18 protein-coding genes and 1 pseudogene are annotated in these 24,984 nt (G+C 52.4%); 18 read left to right on the forward strand and 1 reads right to left on the reverse strand.

The features are described 5' to 3' along the window. Nucleotides 1-55: 55 nt before the first annotated feature. The 14 genes and pseudogenes from ACSAMM_RS13075 to ACSAMM_RS13140 all read left to right on the forward strand — a co-directional run. A pseudogene (locus ACSAMM_RS13075) lies at nt 56-1,399 on the forward strand (VirD4-like conjugal transfer protein, CD1115 family); the annotation flags it as partial. 218 nt (nt 1,400-1,617) lie between these two features. Then, the gene (locus ACSAMM_RS13080; RefSeq protein WP_003525154.1) at nt 1,618-1,836 is read left to right on the forward strand and encodes a Maff2 family mobile element protein; all 219 of its coding nucleotides are present in this window, start codon (nt 1,618-1,620) and stop codon (nt 1,834-1,836) included. A 69-nt stretch (nt 1,837-1,905) separates the two neighbouring features. Beyond that, complete coding sequence (locus tag ACSAMM_RS13085; RefSeq protein ID WP_117441247.1) at nt 1,906-2,775, forward strand: VirB6/TrbL-like conjugal transfer protein, CD1112 family; 870 nt, start codon at nt 1,906-1,908, stop codon at nt 2,773-2,775. Between the two features lie 20 nt (nt 2,776-2,795). Continuing rightward, on the forward strand, nt 2,796-3,251 hold the full coding sequence (locus ACSAMM_RS13090) for a PrgI family protein (RefSeq protein WP_009272665.1): 456 nt from the start codon (nt 2,796-2,798) through the stop codon (nt 3,249-3,251). Beyond that, the gene (locus ACSAMM_RS13095; protein ID WP_117441248.1) at nt 3,208-5,607 is read left to right on the forward strand and encodes a VirB4-like conjugal transfer ATPase, CD1110 family; all 2,400 of its coding nucleotides are present in this window, start codon (nt 3,208-3,210) and stop codon (nt 5,605-5,607) included. Before ACSAMM_RS13090 ends, ACSAMM_RS13095 begins: the two co-directional genes overlap by 44 nt. Next, nucleotides 5,604-5,987, forward strand: coding sequence for a DUF3851 domain-containing protein (locus ACSAMM_RS13100; protein WP_040005130.1), 384 nt, complete (start codon nt 5,604-5,606; stop codon nt 5,985-5,987). The genes ACSAMM_RS13095 and ACSAMM_RS13100 overlap by 4 nt, the downstream gene beginning before the upstream one ends. Further along, nucleotides 5,980-7,716, forward strand: coding sequence for a CHAP domain-containing protein (locus ACSAMM_RS13105; RefSeq protein ID WP_457791771.1), 1,737 nt, complete (start codon nt 5,980-5,982; stop codon nt 7,714-7,716). The genes ACSAMM_RS13100 and ACSAMM_RS13105 overlap by 8 nt, the downstream gene beginning before the upstream one ends. A gap of 28 nt (nt 7,717-7,744) precedes the next feature. Then, nucleotides 7,745-8,002, forward strand: coding sequence for a DUF4315 family protein (locus ACSAMM_RS13110; protein WP_009003366.1), 258 nt, complete (start codon nt 7,745-7,747; stop codon nt 8,000-8,002). After that, nucleotides 7,992-8,756: a DUF4366 domain-containing protein gene (locus ACSAMM_RS13115; RefSeq protein WP_110436576.1), complete on the forward strand. Its 765-nt coding sequence runs from the start codon at nt 7,992-7,994 to the stop codon at nt 8,754-8,756. Before ACSAMM_RS13110 ends, ACSAMM_RS13115 begins: the two co-directional genes overlap by 11 nt. Then, complete coding sequence (locus ACSAMM_RS13120; RefSeq protein WP_117441250.1) at nt 8,753-8,956, forward strand: hypothetical protein; 204 nt, start codon at nt 8,753-8,755, stop codon at nt 8,954-8,956. Before ACSAMM_RS13115 ends, ACSAMM_RS13120 begins: the two co-directional genes overlap by 4 nt. After that, nucleotides 8,943-11,051, forward strand: coding sequence for a type IA DNA topoisomerase (locus ACSAMM_RS13125; RefSeq protein ID WP_117441251.1), 2,109 nt, complete (start codon nt 8,943-8,945; stop codon nt 11,049-11,051). Before ACSAMM_RS13120 ends, ACSAMM_RS13125 begins: the two co-directional genes overlap by 14 nt. After that, nucleotides 11,048-11,326: a hypothetical protein gene (locus tag ACSAMM_RS13130; protein ID WP_002576228.1), complete on the forward strand. Its 279-nt coding sequence runs from the start codon at nt 11,048-11,050 to the stop codon at nt 11,324-11,326. Before ACSAMM_RS13125 ends, ACSAMM_RS13130 begins: the two co-directional genes overlap by 4 nt. A 6-nt stretch (nt 11,327-11,332) precedes the next feature. After that, nucleotides 11,333-14,617, forward strand: a complete 3,285-nt coding sequence (locus ACSAMM_RS13135) for a YodL domain-containing protein (RefSeq protein ID WP_117441252.1) — start codon at nt 11,333-11,335, stop codon at nt 14,615-14,617. Between the two features lies 1 nt (nt 14,618). Further along, the gene (locus ACSAMM_RS13140) at nt 14,619-14,834 is read left to right on the forward strand and encodes a transposon-transfer assisting family protein (protein ID WP_055270031.1); all 216 of its coding nucleotides are present in this window, start codon (nt 14,619-14,621) and stop codon (nt 14,832-14,834) included. Nucleotides 14,835-14,929: 95 nt separating this feature from the next. Here ACSAMM_RS13140 and ACSAMM_RS13145 read toward each other — a convergent pair whose 3' ends face one another. Further along, complete coding sequence (locus ACSAMM_RS13145) at nt 14,930-15,697, reverse strand: hypothetical protein (RefSeq protein ID WP_243002535.1); 768 nt, start codon at nt 15,695-15,697, stop codon at nt 14,930-14,932. Here ACSAMM_RS13145 and ACSAMM_RS13150 point away from each other — a divergent pair. The 4 genes from ACSAMM_RS13150 (at nt 15,684) to ACSAMM_RS13165 (ending at nt 24,838) form a co-directional block, all read left to right on the forward strand. After that, complete coding sequence (locus ACSAMM_RS13150) at nt 15,684-16,040, forward strand: TnpV protein (RefSeq protein ID WP_243002536.1); 357 nt, start codon at nt 15,684-15,686, stop codon at nt 16,038-16,040. The genes ACSAMM_RS13145 and ACSAMM_RS13150 overlap by 14 nt on opposite strands. Before the next feature lie 830 nt (nt 16,041-16,870). Next, on the forward strand, nt 16,871-23,677 hold the full coding sequence (locus tag ACSAMM_RS13155) for an SNF2-related protein (protein ID WP_457792191.1): 6,807 nt from the start codon (nt 16,871-16,873) through the stop codon (nt 23,675-23,677). A gap of 1 nt (nt 23,678) precedes the next feature. After that, on the forward strand, nt 23,679-24,497 hold the full coding sequence (locus ACSAMM_RS13160; RefSeq protein ID WP_008728401.1) for a DUF3849 domain-containing protein: 819 nt from the start codon (nt 23,679-23,681) through the stop codon (nt 24,495-24,497). Further along, nucleotides 24,494-24,838 carry a plasmid mobilization protein gene (locus ACSAMM_RS13165; RefSeq protein ID WP_425518628.1) on the forward strand — a complete coding sequence of 115 codons (345 nt, stop codon included), beginning with the start codon at nt 24,494-24,496 and terminating at the stop codon, nt 24,836-24,838. The genes ACSAMM_RS13160 and ACSAMM_RS13165 overlap by 4 nt, the downstream gene beginning before the upstream one ends. Nucleotides 24,839-24,984: the final 146 nt, after the last annotated feature.

Below are 24,984 nucleotides of genomic sequence, written 5' to 3' on the forward strand. Positions count from 1 at the left end.
GCTCCCTGAAACCTACTGATGAAAGTCAGCAAGGCGCAGGGTGCCTACCTCATACCTGATGCAGATGCACAGCTCCTATGTTGTGACGGACCCGAAGGGAACAATTCTGGTGGAATGCGGAAAAATGCTCCAAAGGGGTGCGCCCAAGCTGGAGAAGGACGGAAAGCCCATGAAGGATAAGCACGGCAAGGTCATTTATGAGCCGTACCGAATCAAGGTCCTAAATACCATCAACTTCAAGAAGTCCATGCACTATAACCCTTTCGCCTATATCCATAGCGAAAAGGACATCTTGAAGCTGGTAACAACGCTGATCGCCAACACCAAAGGCGAAGGCAAGGCCGGAGACGATTTCTGGGTAAAAGCAGAAACCTTGTTATACTGCGCGCTTATTGGCTATATCCATTATGAGGCTCCGGTGGAGGAACAAAACTTCTCCACCCTCATTGAGTTCATCAACGCCATGGAGGTCCGGGAGGATGACGAGGAGTTCAAAAACCCCGTGGATCTGATGTTTGATGCACTGGAAACCGAGAAGCCAAACCACTTTGCGGTGCGCCAGTATAAGAAATATAAGCTGGCCGCCGGAAAAACAGCCAAGTCGATTTTGATTTCCTGCGGCGCTCGCCTTGCCGTGTTCGACATTGCAGAGTTGCGTGAGGTCACGGCTTATGATGAGCTGGAGCTGGACACTCTGGGAGACAGGAAAACTGCCCTGTTCCTCATCATGAGTGATACGGACGATAGCTTTAACTTCCTAATCTCTATGTGCTACACCCAGCTGTTTAATCTGCTCTGCGAAAAGGCGGACGATGTGTATGGCGGCAGGCTTCCAGTCCATGTGCGCTGTCTCATTGATGAAGCCGCCAATATCGGGCAGATTCCTCGTCTGGAAAAGCTGGTGGCCACCATCCGAAGCCGTGAGATCTCCGCCTGTCTGGTGTTGCAGGCGCAGAGTCAGCTCAAGGCGATTTATAAGGACAACGCCGATACCATTATCGGAAACATGGATACTTCCATCTTCCTGGGCGGTAAAGAGCCGACTACCCTCAAAGAGCTGGCTGCCGTGCTGGGCAAGGAAACCATCGACACCTACAACACCGGAGAGAGCCGTGGCCGGGAAACTTCCCACTCTCTCAACTATCAAAAATTGGGGAAAGAGCTGATGAGCCAGGATGAGCTTGCTGTTATGGATGGCGGCAAGTGCATCTTGCAGCTGCGCGGTGTGCGCCCTTTTCTTTCGGATAAGTACGACATCACCAAGCACCCTAATTTCAAATACACAGCTGATGCAGACAAGCGAAATACCTTTGATATTGAAGCATTTTTGTCTGCCAGACTAAAACTCAAGCCTGATGAGGTCTGCGATGTATATGAAGTAGACACGGAGGGCGTGTAATACGGTTCCGCTGAGAAAGGAGTGATCGTATCTATTTGCCGCAACTGCCCTCTATGGGCCATTGGCGTACAAAGCGGACAATCGCAAGAAAAAATAATGAAAAAGGAGGACAGCCGGAATCATGCCCTCGGAAACCGGGCGGCAGATTGTTCCGGCTTTTGTATGCCTATGAAACATGACAAACCTATTTTTTAGTCAGATTCCGGCTAACAAACTATATGGCATTTTTTGAACAGGCAATCACCGTTCTTCAGACCCTCGTTATCGCGCTCGGTGCCGGTCTCGGTATCTGGGGCGTTATCAACCTGCTGGAAGGTTACGGCAACGACAACCCCGGCGCCAAGAGCCAGGGCATGAAGCAGCTCATGGCCGGTGCTGGTGTAGCCGTGGTAGGCATGGTCCTTGTACCTCTGCTCTCCGGGCTTTTCTCTGTCTAAGCGTCTCCGTATGAAATCCTTGCCGCTCCCGCAGCTTTGCGGGGGCGGCGGAAAGGAGGTTGACACCGTATGGATTTCTTACTTGAAGCCCTGACAAATTGGCTGAAAGAAATGCTGGTGGGCGGTATTATGAGCAACCTTTCGGGGATGTTTGACAGCGTAAACCAACAGGTGGTGGATATATCCGTACAGGTAGGCCAGACCCCACAGGGATGGAATGGCAGTATTTTCAGCATGATTGAGAATCTGTCAAACTCCATCATGGTGCCGATTGCAGGTGTGATTCTGGCTATCGTGATGACCGTAGACCTGATCCAGATGATTGCAGACAAGAACAACCTGCATGATGTGGATACCTGGATGATTTTCAAGTGGGTGTTCAAATCAGCTACCGCCATCCTCATTGTCACAAACACATGGAATATCGTGATGGGCGTCTTTGATATGGCGCAGAGCGTGGTGGCGCAGGCGGCAGGGATTATCAATTCGGATGCGTCCATTGACATTTCCTCAGTTATGACCGATCTGGAACCGAGGCTGATGGAAATGGATTTGGGACCGCTGTTCGGACTGTGGTTCCAATCCCTCTTTATTGGCATTACCATGTGGGCGTTGTATATCTGTATCTTTATCGTTATTTATGGCCGTATGATAGAGATCTACCTTGTAACTTCGGTGGCTCCCGTTCCAATGGCTGCAATGATGGGCAAAGAATGGGGCGGTATGGGACAGAATTACCTCCGATCCCTGCTGGCACTGGGCTTTCAGGCGTTTCTCATTATCGTCTGCGTGGCAATTTATGCTGTGCTGGTGCAGAACATCGCTCTGGAAGATGACATCATCATGGCAATCTGGAGCTGCGTGGGCTACACCGTACTGCTATGTTTTACGCTGTTCAAAACCGGCAGTCTCGCCAAATCAGTCTTTCAGGCGCACTAAAACGGAAGGAGGTTTCCACATTGGCTTATGTACCCGTACCCAAGGACTTAACAAAAGTCAAAACAAAGGTCATGTTCAATCTGACCAAGCGGCAGCTTATCTGCTTCACGGGCGGAGCGCTTATTGGCGTACCGCTTTTCTTTTTGCTCAGAAAACCTACCGGAAACAGTGTAGCGGCTATGTGTATGATGCTGGTTATGCTGCCCTTCTTTATGCTGGCTATGTACGAAAAGCATGGACAGCCCCTGGAAAAGATCGTGGGCAACATTCTCAAAGTAGCTGTGATCCGTCCCAAGCAGCGTCCCTACCAGACCAATAACTTTTATGCCGTATTAAAGCGGCAGGAAATGCTCGATAAGGAGGTGTATGACATTGTTCACCGCAATAAAAAAATGGCTGCATCGGATGTTCGGGAAAACCGAGGAAAAAACTGTGCAGCCGGTAAAGACAAAGAAAAAGCTGTCCCGCGCCGATAAGAAGCAGATCGACGCGGCCATTGTCCGCGCCAACCGCACGGACAAAAAAGGAAAATCTGCGCAGGACAGTATCCCTTATGAACGGATGTGGCCGGACGGAATCTGCCGCATATCGGACAGCCACTACACAAAGACCATTCAGTTTCAGGACATCAACTATCAGCTCTCCCAAAACGAAGATAAGACGGCAATCTTTGAGGGTTGGTGTGATTTCCTCAATTATTTTGACAGCTCGATTCATTTCCAGCTGTCTTTTTTGAACCTTGCGGCATCGGAGGAGACCTTTGCTAACTCCATTTCCATCCCGCCCCAGAGGGATGCCTTTGACAGTATCCGCGAGGAATATACCACAATGCTGCAAAATCAGCTGGCCAGAGGTAACAACGGCCTCATCAAGACCAAATACCTGACCTTTGGTATCGACGCAGACAGCATCAAAGCCGCCAAGCCCCGTCTGGAGCGTATTGAGACCGATATACTCAACAACTTCAAGCGTCTTGGTGTAGCTGCCAGAACGCTGGACGGTAAAGAAAGGCTTTCTCAGCTTCATGCGGTATTCCACATGGATGAACAGCTCCCGTTTCAGTTTGAATGGGACTGGCTGGCTCCTTCCGGTCTGTCCACAAAGGATTTTATTGCACCAAGCTCCTTTGAGTTCCGCACCGGCAAGCAGTTCCGTATGGGCAAGAAATACGGGGCTGTTTCTTTTTTGCAGATTCTCGCACCGGAGCTGAATGACCGTCTATTGGCTGATTTTCTGGATATGGAAAGCTCGCTCATTGTGAGTATGCACATTCAGTCGGTGGATCAGGTGAAAGCCATCAAAACGGTAAAGCGCAAGATTACCGACCTTGACCGCAGTAAGATCGAGGAACAGAAAAAAGCAGTTCGTGCCGGATACGACATGGACATCATTCCATCTGACCTTGCTACTTACGGCAGTGAAGCGAAAAAACTCTTGCAGGATTTGCAGAGCCGCAACGAGAGAATGTTCCTTTTGACCTTTCTGGTGCTGAACACAGCGGACAATCCCCGTCAGCTTGGCAACAACATTTTCCAGGCAGGCTCCATTGCCCAGAAGTATAACTGTCAGCTGACCAGGTTGGACTTCCAGCAAGAAGAAGGGCTGATGAGCTGTCTGCCCCTGGGACTCAATCAGATTGAGATCCAGCGAGGACTGACCACCAGTTCTACGGCTATCTTTGTACCGTTCACCACACAGGAATTATTCCAGAACGGCAAAGAGGCTCTGTACTACGGCATCAACGCCCTGTCCAACAACCTCATCATGGTGGATCGAAAGCTGCTGAAAAACCCCAACGGCTTGATTTTGGGTACGCCGGGTTCCGGTAAGTCCTTCAGCGCAAAACGAGAAATCGCCAACTGCTTTTTGCTTACCAGTGATGATGTCATTATCTGTGACCCGGAAGCGGAGTACGCACCTCTTGTTGAGCGTCTGCATGGGCAGGTCATCAAGATTTCGCCTACCTCTGCCAACTACATCAATCCGATGGACCTGAACCTGGACTACTCGGATGATGAAAGCCCACTGTCCCTCAAATCTGATTTTATCCTCAGCTTGTGTGAGCTGATCGTGGGCGGTAAGGAGGGCTTACAGCCGGTGCAGAAAACCATCATTGACCGCTGTGTGCGTCTGGTCTATCAGACCTATCTCAATGACCCGCGCCCGGAGAATATGCCCATACTGGAGGATCTGTATAACCTGCTTCGGGAACAGGAGGAAAAGGAAGCTCAGTACATTGCAACGGCATTGGAAATCTATGTAACGGGTTCTTTGAATGTGTTCAATCATCAGAGCAATGTGGACATTGATAACCGGATTGTCTGCTATGACATCAAGGAACTGGGCAAGCAGCTTAAAAAAATCGGTATGCTGGTGGTTCAGGATCAGGTATGGAACCGCGTTACCATCAACCGTGCCGCCCACAAGTCCACCCGTTACTACATCGACGAGATGCACCTGCTTTTGAAGGAGGAGCAGACCGCCGCCTATACGGTGGAAATCTGGAAGCGATTCAGAAAATGGGGCGGTATTCCGACAGGTATCACCCAGAATGTCAAAGACCTTTTGAGCAGCCGCGAGGTAGAGAACATCTTTGAAAACTCGGACTTCGTGTATATGCTTAACCAGGCAGGCGGAGACCGTCAGATTTTGGCGAAGCAACTGGGGATTTCCACGCACCAGCTTAGCTATGTGACCCACTCCGGTGAGGGCGAGGGCCTGCTGTTCTATGGCTCCACGATCCTGCCGTTTGTAGACCACTTCCCGAAGAACACCGAACTTTACCGCATTATGACCACCAAACCTCAAGAATTGAAAAAGGAGGATGAATGATTATGAACCCCAACATTTTGAATAAAAACCCGCTGATGTTTTTTGACAGGGCGGTAAATGCCCAGCGCAGCCAGCTGCTTACGGTAATGGCCGATGCGGTAAGTGAGTGCCGCACGGCGGCAGATCAGGCAGCCGAACTGAATGAGACCGGTCAGGTGGGGCTTCTCCGTCTGGCAGAGGTCTGGAGCGCCATTCGTGCTAAAGAAGGTATGGGCGGCCTGATTCTGGAAGGAACAGAGGCGAAGATCCTGTCCGATGTGGTGGCACAGTTTTATGCCTACCTGTCCGGCTGTATGTTCAACGATCCTGTGGGAATGGCCATTTATGCAGAGCTGCACTACATGATGTCCTCCCTCATGCTGGGAGAATGGTTTGAATAAAGAGCCGCGCCTGCGCTTTACTGATGAGGAACGGTCTGATCCTGCACTGGAAAAGCCGATCCGTAAAGCGGAGAAAGCTGCGGCCAGAGCAGATAAGGCGCAGGCCAATATCCCAAAGAAAAAGGTCAGGCAGACGGTCATTGACCCGGATACCGGAAAAAAGACCTCGAAGCTGACCTTTGAGGACAAGAAAAAGCCACCTTCCAAAGTTTCTCAAGGAGTCAGGGAAGCTCCCGTCCATCTGGTCGCAGGCAAGCTCCACAAAGAGATCCGGGAAACAGAGCAGGACAATGTGGGCGTGGAAAGCGCCCACAAGTCCGAGGAAGCGGTGGAGACCGGCGCTTATCTGGTGCGGGAGGGCTATTGCAGCCACAAGCTGAAGCCGTACCGCAAAGCAGCCCAGGCAGAGCGTCAACTGGAAAAGGCAAATGTAAATGTTCTGTACCAGAAATCTTTGCAGAAAAATCCCCAGTTTGCCAGCAACCCTCTTTCCCGCTGGCAGCAAAAGCAGGCCATCAAAAAGCAGTATGCCGCCGCCAAACACGCCGGTCAGACTGCCGGAAATACCGCCCAGGCTACATCCAAAACCGGAAAAGTCGCAAGGACGGTAAAAGAAAAGGTACAGCAGGCAGGGGCATTCGTCATGCGCCACAAGAAGGGTTTCCTGATGGCAGGGGTTTTGTTCCTCATTACCTGTATGCTGATGAATACCATGTCCTCCTGCTCCATGATGGCGCAGAGCATCGGTTCCGTCCTCTCCGGCACCACCTATCCGTCGGATGACCCGGAAATGCTGGCGGTGGAGGCAGATTATGCAGCCAGAGAAGCCCAGTTGCAGGAGGAAATCGACAACATAGAAAGCAGCCACCCAGGGTATGACGAGTATCGCTATGACCTTGGTATGATCGGTCATGACCCTCATGAGTTGGCAGCATTTCTGTCTGCCGTTTTGCAAGGCTACACCCGGCAGAGCGCTCAGGCAGAGCTGGCGCGTGTGTTTGCAGCACAGTATCAGCTGACGCTTACTGAAGAAGTGGAGATTCGCTACCGCACGGAGACCTCCACCGACCCGGAGACCGGCGAGACCACCTCAGAAGAAGTCCCCTATGAGTATTACATTTTGAATGTGAAACTCACCAGCAAGCCCATTTCCGCTGTGGCGTCGGAGTTACTGACCCCGGAGCAGATGGAAATGTATCAGGTTTACCGGCAGACCATGGGCAATAAGCCGCTGTTGTTTGGCGGTGGTTCCCCTGACATGAGTAATTCCGAGGACTTGACCGGTGTACAGTTTGTAAATGGAACCCGTCCCGGAAATCCGCAGTTGGTGGAGCTGGCCAAGCGTCAGGTCGGCAATGTGGGCGGCTATCCTTATTGGAGCTGGTATGGCTTTGACAGCCGCGTGGAGTGGTGCGCTTGCTTTGTATCCTGGTGTTATAACCAGGCTGGAAAAAGTGAACCGCGCTTTGCAGGCTGTGAGTGGCAGGGCGTTCCGTGGTTCCAGTCTCATGGACAATGGGGTGCAAGAGGCTATAACAATCTGGCTCCCGGAGATGCAATTTTCTTTGATTGGGATTTAGATGGGACAGCAGACCATGTGGGTATCGTGATCGGTACGGATGGCAGCCGTGTTTATACGGTGGAGGGAAATTCCGGCGATGCCTGCAAGATCAAAAGTTATGACCTGAATTATCAAAGTATTAAGGGCTACGGCCTGATGAACTGGTAACAGACTTTGTGGAAAGGAGTGAACGGTTATGGCAAAAAATAAAATTGAACGTATCGACCAGGAAATTGAGAAAACCCGTGAGAAGATTGCGGAATATCAGGAAAAGCTCAAGACCCTGGAAGCACAGAAAACGGAGGCAGAGAATCTGGAAATCGTTCAGATGGTTCGTGCGCTACGCATGACTCCAGCACAGCTGAACGCTATGCTTTCCGGTGGAATGAACCACGGCAGAGATACAGCACTGTCGGAATCAAATAATCAGGAGGTTACCGCTTATGAAGAATAAAAGAATTTGCAAAACACTTTCCGCCCTTTGCCTGACAATGGTTGTGGCATTTGGCTTTACGATCCCTGCTTTCGCACAGGGGTCAGAACAGGCACCGGCGGCACCGGCAGAGGATTCTACCAATGACAGCAATGTGATTGTGGAAGAAACAGAACCGGCACCGGCACTTACACCGGAGGGGAATGCGGCATTGGTGGATGATTTTGGAGGCAATAAGCAGCTTATTACTGTTACGACCAAAGCTGGAAATTACTTTTACATCCTGATTGATAGGGCGAATGAGGACAAGGAGACTGCTGTTCACTTTCTGAATCAGGTGGACGATGCAGACCTTGCGGCGCTGATGGAAGATGGAAAACCCAAAGAGGAGATGCCTGCGGTATGCAGCTGTTCAACAAAATGTGAAGCAGGGGCAGTCAATACGGCCTGCCCGGTCTGCGCAACTGATAAGAGTAAATGTACGGGCAAAGCACCGGAACCTCCGGCAGAAACATCGGAGCCGGAAAAGGAGAAGCCTGCCGGATTGAACCCGGCTGCGCTGGTCCTTTTGCTGGCTCTGCTTGGTGGCGGTGGCGTATTTGCCTACTTGAAGCTCGTTAAGAACAAGCCTAAGACCAAGGGTAATGACAGTCTGGACGATTATGATTATGGAGAGGAAGATTCCGAGGAATGGGAAACCGAGGATGAGGAGTCGGAAGAACCGGATGCTGACGGGGGCAGCACAGAAGAAGATGATGAGGACAGTGTGAAATGACCCGTTTCACAGACAGTCCCTATGAACGCATGATGACACGCAGGCCGGAGGGCGGGAAGGAAACTTCCCGTCCTTCTTCTTTGCCCCACAGCCACCCCTGCTATGGTTGCGGGAATTATGGAAGACCCTGCGTAGGTATCTGTCACCGGGAAATGTCCCGATGGCTCAAAGAGAGGAGGAACCATCATGGCTCAACATAAATTGGTAATTGCCGAAAAACCATCAGTTGCCCAGAATTTGGCGGCGGTGATCGGCGCAACCGTCCGTAAGGACGGGTATCTGGAGGGCAACGGCTGGCGTGTCAGCTGGTGCGTGGGCCACCTGGCCGGTCTTGCGGATGCAGACAGCTATGACCCCAAGTATGCCAAGTGGCGATATGATGACCTGCCTATTCTGCCGGAGTATTGGCAGATGGTGGTGGGAAAGGATAAGAAAAAGCAGTTTGATATTCTCAAAAAGCTGATGAATGCCCCGGATGTTTCGGAGGTGGTAAATGCCTGCGATGCCGGACGCGAGGGCGAGTTGATCTTCCGTAGCGTCTATGAGCTGGCAGGTTGCAAGAAGCCGATGAAAAGGCTCTGGATTTCTTCGATGGAGGACTCTGCCATAAGGGAAGGCTTTGCAAACCTGCGCCCCGGTGCGGATTATGACGGACTTCGGGATGCTGCCCTCTGCCGTGCCAAGGCCGACTGGCTGGTGGGGATCAATGCGACAAGGCTTTTTTCCGTGCTGTATCACCGAACCCTCAACATCGGGCGCGTGATGTCCCCGACGCTGGCGCTTATTGTTCAGCGAGAAGCTGAGATCGACACCTTTCAGCCGATTCCCTTTTATACCGTGGCGCTGGAGCTGCCCGGTCTTACCGTATCTGGGGAGCGCATGGCGGATAAGGCCGCTGCTAAGCAGCTGAAAGAAACCTGTCGGGGTGCAAATGTCATAATCAAAAAGGTGGAGTGCAAGGAAAAGTCTGAAAAGCCGCCTGCCCTCTATGACCTGACTACTCTGCAAAGAGATGCCAACCGCCTGCTTGGATTTACAGCCCAGCAGACCCTGGACTATCTGCAAAGTCTGTATGAAAAGAAGCTCTGCACCTATCCCCGTACTGACAGCCGCTATCTGACTGGTGATATGGCAGACAGCCTGCCGGTGCTGGTGAATCTGGTTGCCAGTGCTATGCCGTTTCGCAAAGGGATCGCCATTACCTGTGATCCGCATACGGTCATCAACGATAAGAAAGTAACCGACCATCACGCAGTAATCCCTACCAGAAATCTCAAGGATGCAGACCTTTCTGCCCTTCCTGCGGGAGAAAAAGCGGTGCTGGAGCTGGTGGCCCTGCGTCTGATGTGCGCCGTAGCCAAACCCCATATCTATTCGGAAACCGTTGTGATTGCAGCGTGTGCCGGTGGGGAGTTTACCACAAAAGGAAAAACGGTGAAGCATCCCGGATGGAAAGCATTGGAGGACGCTTACCGTACCAAAATGAAGGATGCAGAGCCGAAAAAAGAGGGCGCAGAGAAAGCTCTGCCGGAGCTGACCGAAGGCCAGACCCTTTCGGTTGCTGCGGCAATCGTCAAAGAAGGTAAAAGCAGTCCACCTCAGCACTTTACGGAGGATACCTTGTTGTCCGCAATGGAGACTGCCGGAAAAGAGAATATGCCGGAGGATGCTGAGCGAAAAGGTCTGGGGACACCGGCCACCCGTGCCGGTATTTTGGAAAAGCTGGTATCTGCTGGTTTTCTGGAACGAAAAAAGAGCAGGAAAACGGTGCAGCTTCTCCCTTCCCACGATGCAGTTTCCCTTATCACAGTGCTGCCGGAACAACTGCAATCGCCGCTTCTGACTGCCGAGTGGGAGTACCGCCTGGGAGAGATCGAGCGCGGGCAGCTTGCCTCAGAGGAGTTTCTGGCCGGGATCAGCACCATGCTGAAAGATCTGGTGGGGACTTATCAGGTCATCAAGGGAACTGAGTACCTGTTCACTCCGCCCCACGAGGTGGTGGGCAAATGCCCTCGCTGCGGCGGTGAAGTTGCAGAACTGCAAAAAGGCTTCTTCTGTCAGAATGATTCTTGCAGATTTGCAATCTGGAAAAACAACAAATGGTGGGCTGCCAAGAAAAAACAGCCGACCAAGGCTGTGGTGTCTGCGCTGCTGAACGATGGCCGTGTCCGTGTGACGGGGTTATATTCGGAGAAAACCGGCAAGACCTACGATGCCACTGTGGTTTTGGAGGACGATGGACAGTATGCCAACTTCAAGCTGGAATTTGACCAGCGGAAAGGAGGCAGCCGATGAAGCTCTCTTTAGTGGAACGGGAAACCATTCTCCTCTATAACCAGGCAGAACCAATGGCTGAGGTCTACACCCACGATCCCCATCTGATGGAGAAGCTGGAACTGCTGGCAAAAAAGCACCCCGACCAGATCATCCGAAAGGACGCCCATAACTTTACCGTCCCCAAGCGGTGTGTATCAGTCCGGGAGCCATACAGCGCCGAGCGTCGCAAAGCTGCCAGTGAGCGTGCGAAAGCCGCCGGATACCAGCCCCCTGTGAAAAAGTCCGGCAGTTAAAGGCACATGGCAGAGAATGTATTTGAAGCGGTCAAGCAGTCGGTCAGCACCAGAGAAGCGGCAGCGTTTTATGGGATCGAGGTCAAACGAAATGGTATGGCCTGCTGTCCCTTTCACGATGATAAGAACCCCAGCATGAAGGTAGACCAGCGGTTCCACTGCTTTGGTTGCGGTGCAGATGGGGATGTGATCGACTTTACCGCAAAGCTCTTTAACCTCTCCCCAAAAGAAGCGGCGGAGAAACTGGCACAGGACTTTGGCCTGATCTATGACAGTCAGGCCCCGCCCCGCAGGAGATATGTCCGGCAAAAAACCGAGGCACAGAAGTTTCGGGAGGATCGACAGCGCTGTTATCGCGTACTGTCCGATTACTACTATCTGCTGAAAAAATGGGAAGCCGACCGTTCTCCCAGGACACCGGAGGAAGAACCGCACCCCCGTTTTGTGGAAGCAATCCAGAAGAAAGCCTATGTAGAGTACCTGCTGGACCTTTTTCTTTATGAAAGTGAAGAAGAACAAAAGGCATGGATTGCAGAACACACAGCAGAAATCACACACTTGGAAAGGAGATTGAAAATCATGGCAGAGAACAAACCCACCAACCGAGAACGGCTAAGGGAAATCACAGATGGCATCGAGCAGGGCATCAAAGAACTGTTTGAGAGTGAAAAGTATATGCGCTATCTGTCCGTCATGTCCCGATTTCACCGCTATTCGGTAAACAACACCATGCTCATCTATATGCAGAAGCCGGATGCCACTTTGGTAGCCGGATACAATAAGTGGAAAGACCAGTTTGAGCGTCATGTAAAAAAGGGCGAGCATGGCATTACCATCATTGCCCCGACACCGTATAAGAAGAAAATCGAGGAGCAGAAGCTGGACCCGGATACCAAGGCTCCGATTTTGGATAAAGACGGAAAGATCGTTACAGAGGAAAAAGAAATCGAGATCCCCATGTTTCGTCCGGTCAAGGTCTTTGATGTGAGCCAGACCGACGGGAAACCTTTGCCTGAGCTTGCATCATCCCTTTCCGGCAATGTGCCAAATTATGAGGCATTCATGGAGGCCCTGCGCCGCAGCGCACCGGTGCCGATTACTTTTGAAGCAATGGCCGCAGATACGGACGGCTATTTTTCTGCTGATCATCAGAAAATTGCCATTCGTCAGGGCATGAGTGAGGTTCAGACGGTTTCAGCCACAGTACACGAGATTGCCCACAGCAAGCTCCATGACCCTAAAAAATATGAAATGCTACCGTTATGGAAGGTTGTGCAGGAGAGTGAAGGTGGAACCAAGCATGATTTCAAGTTGGATTTTGCCACAGAAAAAGAAGCCGAACAGTTTGCTTCTGATATGGATTGGCGTTATGTGGACGAAAATCAGTTTGAATGGCGTCTTGCAGTTGAGGAAGATGTAACCGCAGAAAAACAGGCAATCAAAAACCGTCACACGGAAGAAGTGGAGGCTGAAAGCATCTCCTATGCAGTCTGCAAATATTTTGGAATTGAGACAGGAGAAAACAGCTTTGGCTATATTGCAAGCTGGAGCCAGGGCAAAGAGCTGAAAGAGCTGAGAGCCAGTTTGGAGACCATCAACAAAACCTCCGGCACTTTGATCTCCGACATTGAGCGCCACTATAAGGAAATCTGCAAAGAGCGTGGAATCGACCCTCATGCAAAGGTAGAGCCGGAAACCGCCCCGATAGAGCAGCCAGCAGATGCCATTAAGGTATCTGATAGGCTGCCGACCGGCGATCTGACCTACTATGTAGCAGAGTGCATGGAATTTCCAAACCTCGGAGAATACCACGATAACCTGTCTTTGGAGGAAGCTGTCCGCATTTATCAGGAGATTCCAGCAGAGCGAATGAACGGGATCAAGGGCATTGGTTTTGAGCTGAAAGACGGAAGCGACTATGAAGGACCTTTTCCGATTTTGACCGGCCAGACCATTGACCTGGACACCATCCAGGCAATCGACTATTACCGTGATAATCCTCTGGTGCAAAAAGCGGTAAAGGAACTGGCTGCGGCAATGCCGGAAATGGAAGTGCTGGGGGCGGATGCCAACCAGCAGGAGGCTTTGTTTCTGATTGACGATGCCACCTATCTTCATATCCAGTCCTGTGACAGCGGCTGGGACTATACCCTTTACGATGCCGCGTCCATGAAAGAGTTGGATGGTGGTCAGCTGGATATGCCGGAGATTTCCCGCATGAAGGCAGTTCTCCAGATTTGTGATGACAACGATTTGGGCAGAGACTCGGTAAAATACGCACCGTTGTCCATGATTGAGACCTTGCAGGAAGCTGCCTACCAGCAGATGCAGGCAGAGGCCAGTCAGATGGCTGCTTCTTCTCAGCTGCCGGAAGCACAAGAGCAGGCGCTGGATGAATACCCTATGCCTGATGAGCAGGTATCCACACCGGATATGCAGGAATACGGCTACTTCTATGATGGGATGCTCCCTGTCACCAGAGAACGGGCGCTGGAACTGGATGCCGCTGGTTTGACCGTCTATGTGCTGCATGAGGACAATACGGAGAGCATGGTGTTTGACCCGCAGGAAATCATGGATCATGGCGGTCTTTTTGGCGTGGACCGTGAGGAATGGGAGAAAAGCCCTCAGTTCCACGAAAAGGTCATGGAGCGTCAGGAACATCAGCAGGAACGCGAACAGGCATTTCTATCCCAGAACAGAGATTGCTTTGCTATCTATCAGGTGAGCCGTGACGATCCGCAGAATGTGCGCTTTATGAATCTGGACTGGCTAAAGTCCCATGATATATCCATAGAGCGCAGCAATTATAATCTCATTTACACTGCTCCGCTGAGGGAGTCTGGCACGGTACCGGAGCAGCTGGAAAAACTATATGAGCAGTTTAATCTGCAAAAACCGGCGGATTTTCACAGTCCTTCTATGAGTGTCAGTGACATCGTTGCGATCAAGCAGGATGGTAAGGTATCCTGTCATTACTGTGACAGTGTTGGTTTTACCCAGATCCCCGGATTCCTGCCAGAAAATCCGCTGAAAAATGCGGAGATGGCCGTGGAGGATGATTACGGCATGATCGACGGTATCATCAACAATGGCGCAAAAGAGCCTACGGTGGCAGAGCTGGAACAGCAGGCCCGCAGCGGTCAGCCCATTTCCCTGATGGATCTGGCTGCCGCTGCCCATCGGGAGGAACGGGAAAAGAAAAAGTCCGTCATGGAGCAGCTGAAAAGCCAGCCCAAGGCAGAACACAAAAAGATAGCGCCAAAAAAGAGTGCGGAAAGGGAGATTTGATATGGGAAACTTTACTTTTGAGGAAATGAACCTGATGTGCATTTACAATACCGGCAGCCGCACCGGACTGATCGACAGCCTGCGTGAGATGCGCGGCGAGCTGGCCCCGGAGGAAACCGAGCTGCGGGAGTTGACAGACAGCGCACTGGGCAAGCTCCAGGCCATGAGTGATGCCGAGTTTGCCGAGCTGGAGTTGTACCCGGATTTTGAGCAGTAAACACCATAGTCGCAGGGATGGGGTGGCAATATGCTACCCCACTTTTTACCCCAAAACTGAAAGGAGGACAGAACACTATGCCAACCAAAGCTGAACTATATGCACAGATGGCGGAGAAAGTGGCAACGCAACTCACTGGAAGCTGGCAGGAATGGGCAGGGTTCCTTACTACGGCAGCCCGACTTTACAAGTACCCGTTCTATGAGCAGCTGATGATCTACGCCCAGCGCCCGGACGCTACCGCCTGTGCAGAGTACGATTTGTGGAATGAAAAGATGGGCCGGTATGTAAGGCGCGGCTCCAAGGGAATCGCTCTGGTGGACGATTCCGGGGACAGACCTCGCCTGCGCTATGTTTTTGATATTTCCGACACCGGAACCCGTGAACATTCCCGCACTCCCTGGCTGTGGCAGCTGGAGGAGCGCCATTTGGATTCGGTGCAGGCCATGCTTGAGCGCACCTATGATGTTTCCGGTGATGACCTTGCCGGACAGCTCACCGAGGTAGCCGGAAAACTGGCTGAGGAATACTGGACGGAGCATCAGCAGGACTTCTTCTATATCGTTGACGGTTCCTTTTTGGAGGAATATGATGAGTTTAACATCGGAGTACAGTTCAAGGCAGCAGCCACCGTCAGCATCACTTACGCTTTGATGTCCCGCTGCGGACTGGAGCCGGAACGCTACTTCGACCACGAAGATTTCATGGCAATCTTTGATTTCAATACCCCGTCCACCATCGGGGCGCTGGGAACAGCGGTCAGCCAGATCAACCAGCAGGTGCTGCGGCAGATCGGCGTTACCGTCCGAAATGCAGAGCGCGAAGCCAACCAAGAAAGGAGCAAACAAGATGAACAATCCCATGACCTATATCCAGAACGGAGACTATCTGATTCCCGACCTGAAGCTGAGCCAGCAGCCGGAGAAACCCCTGGGCAAGTACGGCAGGATGAGGAAAACCTACCTGAAGGAACATCGTCCCATCCTCTACAACCAGATGTTGCTGAGCGAGAAGCTGTACCCGCACCTTCTGGAGATCGACGAGACCGCCCAGAGCAGACTGGATCAGATGATGCCCCAGCTGGCGAAGGAAGCGGGAGCCACCGAGGAACTGAAAGCCAGCGATCCCATGAAGTGGGTGGGGCTGATGAACACCTGCAAAGCTCAGGCCGAGGAAATCCTGATGGCGGAGCTTATCAACAGCTGACCCTAAACCTGTTCCTCTCCGAAGCGGAACAGATCCAATCCATAGATGAAGCAGAGAATGTAGCGCATACATCCTCTGCTTTTTCTTTTGCCCAAAATGATATTGACCATGTGCTGCGTTTGGGCGGCAATACAGACCGTCAAAGGGAGCGTGTGGTTGCAGCCTTTGAAAAGCAGAAAACCACCGCTGAGATTGCCGAGATACTGAAAACGCTGTACCACGGCGGCAATGGCCTTGGCAGTGTGAGCGCATGGTATGCCGAGGATGGTATCCATCTTTCCCATGGGAAGTCTGTCCGTTATGACAGGTCTGCTCAGGTCATTTCCTGGGAGAGCGCCGCAGAGCGTATCGGGGAGCTTTTGGAAAGCGGCCAGTTTGCCTCCAATGTGGAGCTTGCAGAAGCGGCAGGCTATGAACGCTCCCTCCTCTCGAAAAAGCTCTGGCATCTGTATCACGATCTCAGTGAGGACGCCAGAGAAGCCGGATATTTGTCCTGCCTGTCAGAGATCAAAGGCAATGGTTTCCCAGAGGAGACCCGCCGCCTGACGGAGCAGCTGAGTGACCCGGCTTTCCGCCAGACCCTCAAGGAAGAATACGCTGCCTTCTGGACTGCCTATCAGCAGGACCGTGACCTGTTGCGTTTTCACTATCATAGACCGAGGGAGATCTGGGAGAACCTGAAGGACCTTGACCTGCCCCGCAGGACCTTTTCTTCAGAGCTTTCCAAAGTGCCAACCGTCCAGCACTTTATTACCGAGGATGAGATCGACGCCGCCATGACCGGCGGAAGCAGTTTCGCCGGAGGAAAAGGCCGTATCTATGCGTTCTTCATGGAAAACCATACGGATAAGGAGAAAGTAAGATTCCTCAAAGACGAGTATGGCATTGGCGGACGCTCTCATGCCTTGTCCGGTGCAACACACAGCGGCGAAGATCACGATGGGAAAGGACTGCACTATAAAAAGCAGGACTGCCCGGATGTTCACTTGAACTGGGAAAAGGTTGCCAAGCGCATTACCTCACTTGTCCAGAAAGACCGCTATCTTACCGAACAGGAACAGGCGCAGTATGACAAAATCCAGGCTGAAAAGGAACTGGCAGAAGAAGATGCCATTCAAACACAGCAGCCGGAGGTGGATGAAGAAACACCAAAGCCTACCCTTGGGGAGCAGTTTGAGCAGTATAAGCCTGTGGTGACTGCCGCCATTTCCGAGGATACCGCATATCGCAATGCCTGCGGTCATTCTGACCGTGAAAATGCTGTCATCGAGGGCAATGCCGCTGTGCGCCGTGCGGTTCTTGGTTCTAAGGATATGGAGCTGATCCGACTCTATTCGGATGTGCCGGAGTTCCGTCAGCGTTTACACCGGGAAGTGATCGACGAGACCTATCCAAAGCTCCATGAGCTTCTGCGCCCTCTTTCTCAGGAAGATATTGATACTGCCCTTTGTGCATGGAACGGCAATATCGAGAGTAAACACGCTGTTGTCCGCTATATGAAAGACCATGCAAGAGAAAAAGATACCGCCGCATGGCTGGCTCAGGAATACGGCGGCAGTAACAGCAACAGCCTGTTCGTTGTCCGTGCCGGCAGCCCGGAGGAAACGCAGCTGCCCTGGCCGAAGGTACAGCGTAGGCTTGCCCAGCTCATTCAGGAGGACCGGTTCTATACCGAAGAAGAACAGGACCGTTTTGACGACATCGACCCAATCGCCATCCGGGAAGCTCTGGAGGAAAGAGGGATCGTCAACGGCCAGGTGGCAGACCCGGAAAAACTGGACAATGATCCGTTTATCCAACAGGTGATGTCAGATGCCGAGCAGACTTCCAAAGTTTCCATTTCCGATGAGGAATATGACGCAGTTCGCCGCCCAATTCCGCAAAGAACCTCCTATGACCCAGCCGCCCCGGTCTATGCCGTGGGCGATACCGTGTATATCGAGGATGACGCCTATCAGATCACAGAGCTGCAGGAGGACACCGTACAGCTTCTGCCCACCGGGATGGTATATCCCATCTACCGGGCAGAGCGCAAAGAACAGTTCGAGCAGCTGCTTCGGGCAGACCGCCGCAATGCTTACTATACCGAGTTTCTTCCTACTGACCCGGACAAGGCAGATCAGGACTTGCGGGATGTATTGGCTCATGGATTGATGGATGAAGCGGATAAAAAGCAGATTTCCACGCTGCTGCAATCCGGCAGGAGCAACAGCGAGATCGCCTACTGGCTGAGCAGAGCCTATTCCGGTGAGATCGAGACACTGAATCTGGAGACTGGCGATATTGCCGATTACCGTACCACGGCACAGGGCATAGAGCTGGAAATCATGGATGCAGAGGAAAAGCGTCTGGCTATGCTGTATTTCCGCTGGGATGAGGTTGCGCCTTTGCTGCGCGGGATGTATGCCCGTCAGCAGGACGGTTTTGGACAGGAACAGCCCCAACCGGCTACCGAATCCCCGACCTTCCATTCCGAGACCATGGCCGTCTATCCGGGCGATAAGAACAATCTGCCTTATGATGTGGTGGTGGAACGACTGCATATCGAGGAGCCGGAGCCGCCAGCCCCTGTGACTGAGCCGGAGAAAACCTTTGAGGAAGTGCTGGACGAACACCCGGTTTCCATTCAGGTCAATGGCCAGTGGCAGACCTTTCCCAATGCCAAAGCTGCCGAGGAAGCATCTTATGAGGAATACAAGGCTAACCTGCGCCGCAATGCAAAAAACTTCCGCATTACAGATGAGCATTTGGGTGAGGGCGGTCCGAAAGCCAAGTTCCAGGCAAATGTCAATGCGATTCGTTTGCTGAAAGAGCTGGAAGCTGCCGGACAGCAGGCAAGCCCCGAACAGCAGGAGGTTCTTTCTCGATATGTGGGCTGGGGCGGTCTCTCTGATGCGTTTGACCCGGAGAAACCGGCATGGGCTTTAGAGTATGCCCAGCTAAAAGAACTGCTGACCCCGGAGGAATATGCCGCCGCCAGAAGCTCTACCCTCAACGCCCATTACACCAGCCCTACGGTCATTCAGGCCATCTATGAAGCGGTGGACCGTATGGGATTTGAGACCGGAAATATTCTGGAGCCATCTATGGGTGTGGGCAATTTCTTTGGTATGTTGCCGGAGAAAATGCGAAACAGCCGTCTGTACGGCGTGGAGCTGGACCCTGTTTCCGGGCGCATCGCAAAGCAGCTCTATCCCAAGGCGGACATCACAGTAGGCGGCTTTGAGACCACCGATAGGCGTGACTTCTTTGACCTTGCCATCGGCAATGTACCTTTCGGTCAGTATCAGGTCAACGACAAAGCCTACAACAAGCTGAATTTCAGTATTCATAACTATTTTTTTGCCAAAGCACTGGATCAGGTGCGTCTCGGCGGTGTGGTAGCTTTTGTGACCTCTCGATATACCATGGACGCCAAGGATTCCACCGTGCGCCGCTATCTTGCCCAGCGTGCCGAGCTGCTGGGAGCTATCCGTCTGCCTAATGACGCGTTCAAAAAGAATGCCGGTGCCGAGGTGGTATCGGACATCATCTTCCTCCAAAAGCGGGACCGCCCGTTGGACATTGTGCCGGAATGGACCCAGACCGGACAGACGGAGGACGGGTTTGCCATCAACCGGTATTTTATCGACCACCCAGAAATGGTGCTGGGCAGACAGGAGCCGGTAAGCACTGCTCATGGTATGGACTACACCGTGAACCCTATCGAGGGACTGGAGCTTTCCGACCAGCTGCATGATGCTGTGAAGTACATTCATGGCACTTATCAGGAGGCAGAGCTGCCGGAGCTGGGCGAAGGCGAAGCTATTGACACCTCCATTCCTGCCGACCCCAATGTGAAGAACTATTCCTATGCCATTGTAGACGGGCAGGTGTACTACCGGGAAAACAGCCGTATGGTGCGCCCTGACCTCAACGCCACCGCCGAAGCCCGTGTAAAAGGTCTTGTGGGACTGCGTGATTGTGTGCAGGAACTGATCGACCTTCAGATGGATGCAGCGGTTCCGGACAGCACCATTCGGGAGAAGCAGGCGGAACTGAACAGTCTCTATGACAGCTTTTCTTCCAAATACGGTCTCATCAATGACCGTGCAAACCGTCTGGCCTATGCAGACGATTCTTCCTATTACCTGCTCTGTGCGCTGGAAGTCATCGACGAGGACGGAAAGCTGGAACGCAAGGCAGATATGTTCACCAAGCGGACCATCAAGCCCCATCAGGCGGTGGCTGTGGTGGATACGGCAAGTGAAGCACTGGCGGTGTCCATCTCGGAAAAAGCCTGCGTGGATATGGACTATATGAGCCAGCTTACCGGAAAAACAAAAGAAGAACTGGCCGGAGAGCTGCAAGGCGTAATCTTCCGTGTACCGGGACAGCTGGAGAAAGACGGCACACCCCATTATGTGACTGCTGATGAATACCTCTCCGGCAATGTACGCCGCAAACTGCGTCAGGCGCAACGGGCCGCACAGCAGGACCCGATTTATGCAGTCAATGTGGAAGCTCTTACCGCCGCCCAGCCCAAAGACCTGGATGCGTCGGAGATTGAGGTGCGTCTGGGCGCTACCTGGATTGACAAGGAATATATCCAGCAATTTATGTATGAGACCTTTAATACCCCGTTTTATCTCCAGCGTAGTATCGAGGTCAACTATTCGTCCTTTACCGCTGAATGGCAGATCAAGGGGAAATCTTCTGTATCCTACAACGATGTGGCAGCTTATACCACCTATGGGACCAGCCGCGCCAACGCCTACAAGATTCTGGAGGATTCCTTAAACCTGCGGGATGTCCGTATCTATGACACCATAGAGGACGCAGACGGAAAAGAGCGCCGCGTGCTGAACGCCAAGGAGACCACCCTGGCTGCCCAAAAACAGCAGGCGATCCGGGAAGCCTTTAGGGACTGGATCTGGAGAGACCCGGAGCGTCGCCAGACTTTGGTGTGCCAGTACAACGAGGAAATGAACTCTACCCGTCCCCGTGAATATGATGGCAGCCATATCACTTTTGGCGGCATGAATCCAGCCATTACCCTTCGGGAACACCAGAAAAGCGCTATCGCCCATGTGCTGTATGGAGGAAATACCCTGTTGGCACACGAAGTAGGCGCAGGTAAAACCTTTGAGATGGTGGCCGCTGCGATGGAAGCCAAACGCCTGGGACTGTGCCAGAAATCTCTCTTTGTGGTTCCAAACCATCTGACCGAGCAGTGGGCGTCGGAGTTTCTGCGTCTCTATCCTTCCGCCAATATCTTAGTTACCACAAAAAAGGACTTTGAGACCCATAACCGAAAGAAGTTCTGCGCTCGTATTGCGACGGGTGATTATGATGCCATTATCATGGGGCACAGTCAGTTTGAGCGTATCCCCATCAGCCGGGAGCGTCAGGAACGGCTTCTTTATGAACAGATCGACGAGATCACTGAGGGGATTGCAGAGGTACAGGCCAGTGGCGGCGAGCGTTTTACCGTCAAGCAGCTGGAGCGTACCAGAAAGTCTCTGGAAGCCAGACTGGAAAAGCTGCAAGCCGAAGGGCGAAAAGACGATGTGGTAACCTTCGAGCAGCTGGGTGTGGACCGTTTGTTTGTGGACGAGGCCCACAACTATAAAAATCTGTTTCTATACACAAAAATGCGGAATGTGGCTGGTCTTTCCACATCGGACGCGCAGAAATCCTCCGATATGTTTGCCAAGTGCCGCTATATGGATGAGATCACCGGAAACCGTGGCGTGATTTTTGCCACCGGCACCCCGGTCAGCAACTCCATGACCGAGCTTTACACCATGCAGCGTTATCTTCAGTATGAACGCCTGCAAGAACTGAACATGACCCACTTCGACTGCTGGGCTTCCCGATTTGGAGAGACCGTCACAGCATTGGAGCTGGCACCGGAAGGCACCGGCTACCGGGCAAGAACGAGATTCAGCAAGTTCTTTAATCTGCCGGAGCTGATGAACCTGTTCAAAGAAGTGGCGGACATCAAGACCGCCGACCAACTGAACCTGCCCACCCCGGAGGTGGAATACCACAACATCGTGGCGCAGCCTACCGAACATCAGCAGGAAATGGTCAAGACCCTTTCGGAGCGCGCATCGCTGGTACACAGCGGAACCGTTGACCCGTCTCAGGACAATATGCTCAAGATTACCTCGGATGGCCGCAAGCTGGGGCTGGACCAGAGGATCGTCAACCAGATGCTGCCGGATGAACCCGGCACAAAGGTTAATCAGTGCGTGGAAAACATCATGCAGATCTGGCGGGATGGAGAAGCTGACAAGCTGACCCAGCTGGTATTCTGCGACATTTCTACCCCGCAGGCAAAAGCCCCTGCAAGTAAGGCGGCGAAAACGCTGGATAATCCACTGCTTCATGCATTGGAAAGCGCTGTACCCCTGCCGGAGCAGGAACCGGTCTTTACGGTATATGACGATATTCGTCAGAAACTCATTGCCCAGGGGATGCCTGCCGACCAGATCGCTTTTATCCATGAAGCCAATACCGAGGTGCGTAAAAAGGAGCTGTTCTCCAAAGTCCGTACCGGTCAGGTGCGTGTACTTATGGGCAGCACCGCCAAGATGGGCGCAGGCACCAATGTACAGGACCGTCTGGTGGCACTTCATGATCTGGACTGTCCGTGGAGACCGGGAGACCTTGCCCAGCGCAAGGGCCGTATCGAGCGACAGGGCAACCAGAATCCCCTTGTCCATGTGTACCGCTATGTGACCGAAGGAACCTTTGACGCATACCTCTGGCAGACGGTGGAGAATAAGCAAAAATTCATCAGCCAGATCATGACTTCTAAATCGCCGGTGCGCTCCTGCGATGATGTGGATGAAACCGCCCTCAGTTTTGCAGAGATCAAGGCTTTGTGTGCCGGAGACCCCCGTATCAAGGAGCGTATGGATTTGGATGTGGAGGTATCCCGCCTAAAGCTGATGAAAGCCGACCACCAGAGCAAGCAGTATCGTCTGGAGGACCAGCTGCTCAAATACTTCCCGGAGGAGATTGAAAAGCACAAAGGCTTTATCAAGGGCTTTGAATCCGATCTGGAGGTTTTGGCAGCTCACCCGCACCCAGAGGACGGCTTTGCCGGTATGGAGATTCGTGGAGACCTGCTGACCGATAAGGAGAACGCTGGTGCAGCTCTTTTGGATGCCTGCAAGGAGGTCAAAACCTCCGATCCGGTGCAGATCGGCAGCTACTGGGGTTATGCCATGTCCGTGGAATTTTCCGCCTGGAAACAGGAATATACGCTCCTGCTGAAAGGACAGATGACCCACCGGGCAACCCTTGGTACAGACCCTCGCGGAAATCTTACCCGTATCGACAATGCCCTCGCCCAGATGCCCCAGCGTCTGGAGGCGGCAAAGGCCCAGCTGGATAACCTCTATCAGCAGCAGGCTGCCGCAAAGGAGGAAGTCGGAAAGCCATTCCTTTATGAAGAAGAACTGAGAAGCAAAAACGCCCGTCTGGTGGAGTTGGATACTTTGCTGAACATCGACGGAAAGGGGCAGGCACACACCGAGTCTGTTGTTGCCAAAAGCACACGGCCTTCGGTGCTGGATACCCTAAAACGCCCGGTGCAACCCCGTAGTACAGACAAGAAACCAAAACAGCATGAGGAGGTGCGATAACATGAATACTAACGATCTGAATACAGCCCTTTATGAAAAGATGGCTGCCGAACAGGACAAGTTCCGGGACTGGCTGAAAAGCCAGCCCCCGGAAGAAGTCTTAAACCATGCCTATGAGTACACCATCCGCGAGGACATCGTGATGGCAATGGAGGAACTGGAGTTGACCGACACCCAGGCTCAGGCACTTTTGGAATCTCCCTCTCCGCTGGCGGATGTGTACCGCTATTTTGAAAAGCTGGAGACCGGCTATATGGATGTGATCCGGGACAGCATTGAAAGCCGTGCCGACGATGTGTGCAGAGCCAAAGAGGAACTGCGAACAACACCGATCTATCCCCATTCAGCTGCCTATGCGAGAGAACATGGGGAGCTGGAGCAGTACCGAGCTTCCAACAATGTAAATCGCCAATGCAAGGAGTCTATTGAAGCGGCGGTGCGGGAGCACTTCGACGGAATGTATCTCAGCCACGATGCGGCAAAGGGTGTGATCGAGACCTATGGCATGGAGCGTGTGTCTATGGTTCTGTCTAACACGGTCCAGCTTCAGGACTGGGATGGGCGTTACTCCCGACGCAACAAAGAATGGGCCAAGACCATTCCCAACGATAATCCCGAAACCGTCCGTTGTGGTTATGCCTTAAACAGCCACCCTGCTGTGCTGGATGGTTTTATTGATCTGGTGCGTGAAGAACAGCAGCGCAGCCGTACCCAGAGAGAAAAACTGGAACCGTCCCGTCCCTCAGTACGGGATAAGCTCAAACAGGAGTTGCCCGCCCATAAGTCTGCCGCCCCGAAAAAACGGGAGCCGGAGCGATAACCATGGCAAAGCGCAAGCGGGATGTACCGGTTTTGTTTTGGGTGTCCGCAGAAGAACTGGAACTGATCCATCAAAAGATGCAGCAATACGGGACAGAGAATTTGAGCGCTTATCTGCGGAAAATGGCGCTGGATGGTTATGTGGTCAAGCTGGAACTGCCGGAGCTGAAGGAGTTGGTCTCTCTGATGCGTCGAAGCAGCAACAACTTGAATCAGCTGACCCGCAAAGTGCATGAGACCGGGCGGGTTTATAATGCTGACTTGGAGGATATATCCCAGCGGCAGGAACAACTGTGGGAGGGTGTGAAGGAAATCCTTACCCAACTCTCCAAACTTTCATAACAGGGATAGATACTCCATTTGCGGAGGGAGGAACGGCGTTTCTTCGCCGCACCTTCCTCCGCTTTTTCTTTTTGGCGGTATCCTTGTCTTTTGCCTGTCCGTACCGGATAATATGAGTAGAATAAGAAGCGTAGCAAAGGAGTGAA

The sequence above is a fragment of the Anaeromassilibacillus sp. SJQ-5 genome (genome assembly GCF_054108045.1).

What these genes read in the sequence shown, in the direction of transcription:
- ACSAMM_RS13110 (WP_009003366.1), top strand. Translation starts at nt 7,745, where the DNA reads ATGGCAAAAAATAAAATTGAACGTATCGACCAGGAAATTGAGAAAACC.
- ACSAMM_RS13120 (WP_117441250.1), top strand. Translation starts at nt 8,753, where the DNA reads ATGACCCGTTTCACAGACAGTCCCTATGAACGCATGATGACACGCAGG.
- ACSAMM_RS13155 (WP_457792191.1), top strand. Translation starts at nt 16,871, where the DNA reads ATGGAAAACCATACGGATAAGGAGAAAGTAAGATTCCTCAAAGACGAG.
- ACSAMM_RS13085 (WP_117441247.1), top strand. Translation starts at nt 1,906, where the DNA reads ATGGATTTCTTACTTGAAGCCCTGACAAATTGGCTGAAAGAAATGCTG.
- ACSAMM_RS13100 (WP_040005130.1), top strand. Translation starts at nt 5,604, where the DNA reads ATGATTATGAACCCCAACATTTTGAATAAAAACCCGCTGATGTTTTTT.
- ACSAMM_RS13140 (WP_055270031.1), top strand. Translation starts at nt 14,619, where the DNA reads ATGGGAAACTTTACTTTTGAGGAAATGAACCTGATGTGCATTTACAAT.
- ACSAMM_RS13130 (WP_002576228.1), top strand. Translation starts at nt 11,048, where the DNA reads ATGAAGCTCTCTTTAGTGGAACGGGAAACCATTCTCCTCTATAACCAG.
- ACSAMM_RS13145 (WP_243002535.1), bottom strand. Translation starts at nt 15,697, where the DNA reads ATGGGATTGTTCATCTTGTTTGCTCCTTTCTTGGTTGGCTTCGCGCTC.
- ACSAMM_RS13080 (WP_003525154.1), top strand. Translation starts at nt 1,618, where the DNA reads ATGGCATTTTTTGAACAGGCAATCACCGTTCTTCAGACCCTCGTTATC.
- ACSAMM_RS13135 (WP_117441252.1), top strand. Translation starts at nt 11,333, where the DNA reads ATGGCAGAGAATGTATTTGAAGCGGTCAAGCAGTCGGTCAGCACCAGA.
- ACSAMM_RS13160 (WP_008728401.1), top strand. Translation starts at nt 23,679, where the DNA reads ATGAATACTAACGATCTGAATACAGCCCTTTATGAAAAGATGGCTGCC.
- ACSAMM_RS13125 (WP_117441251.1), top strand. Translation starts at nt 8,943, where the DNA reads ATGGCTCAACATAAATTGGTAATTGCCGAAAAACCATCAGTTGCCCAG.
- ACSAMM_RS13150 (WP_243002536.1), top strand. Translation starts at nt 15,684, where the DNA reads ATGAACAATCCCATGACCTATATCCAGAACGGAGACTATCTGATTCCC.
- ACSAMM_RS13115 (WP_110436576.1), top strand. Translation starts at nt 7,992, where the DNA reads ATGAAGAATAAAAGAATTTGCAAAACACTTTCCGCCCTTTGCCTGACA.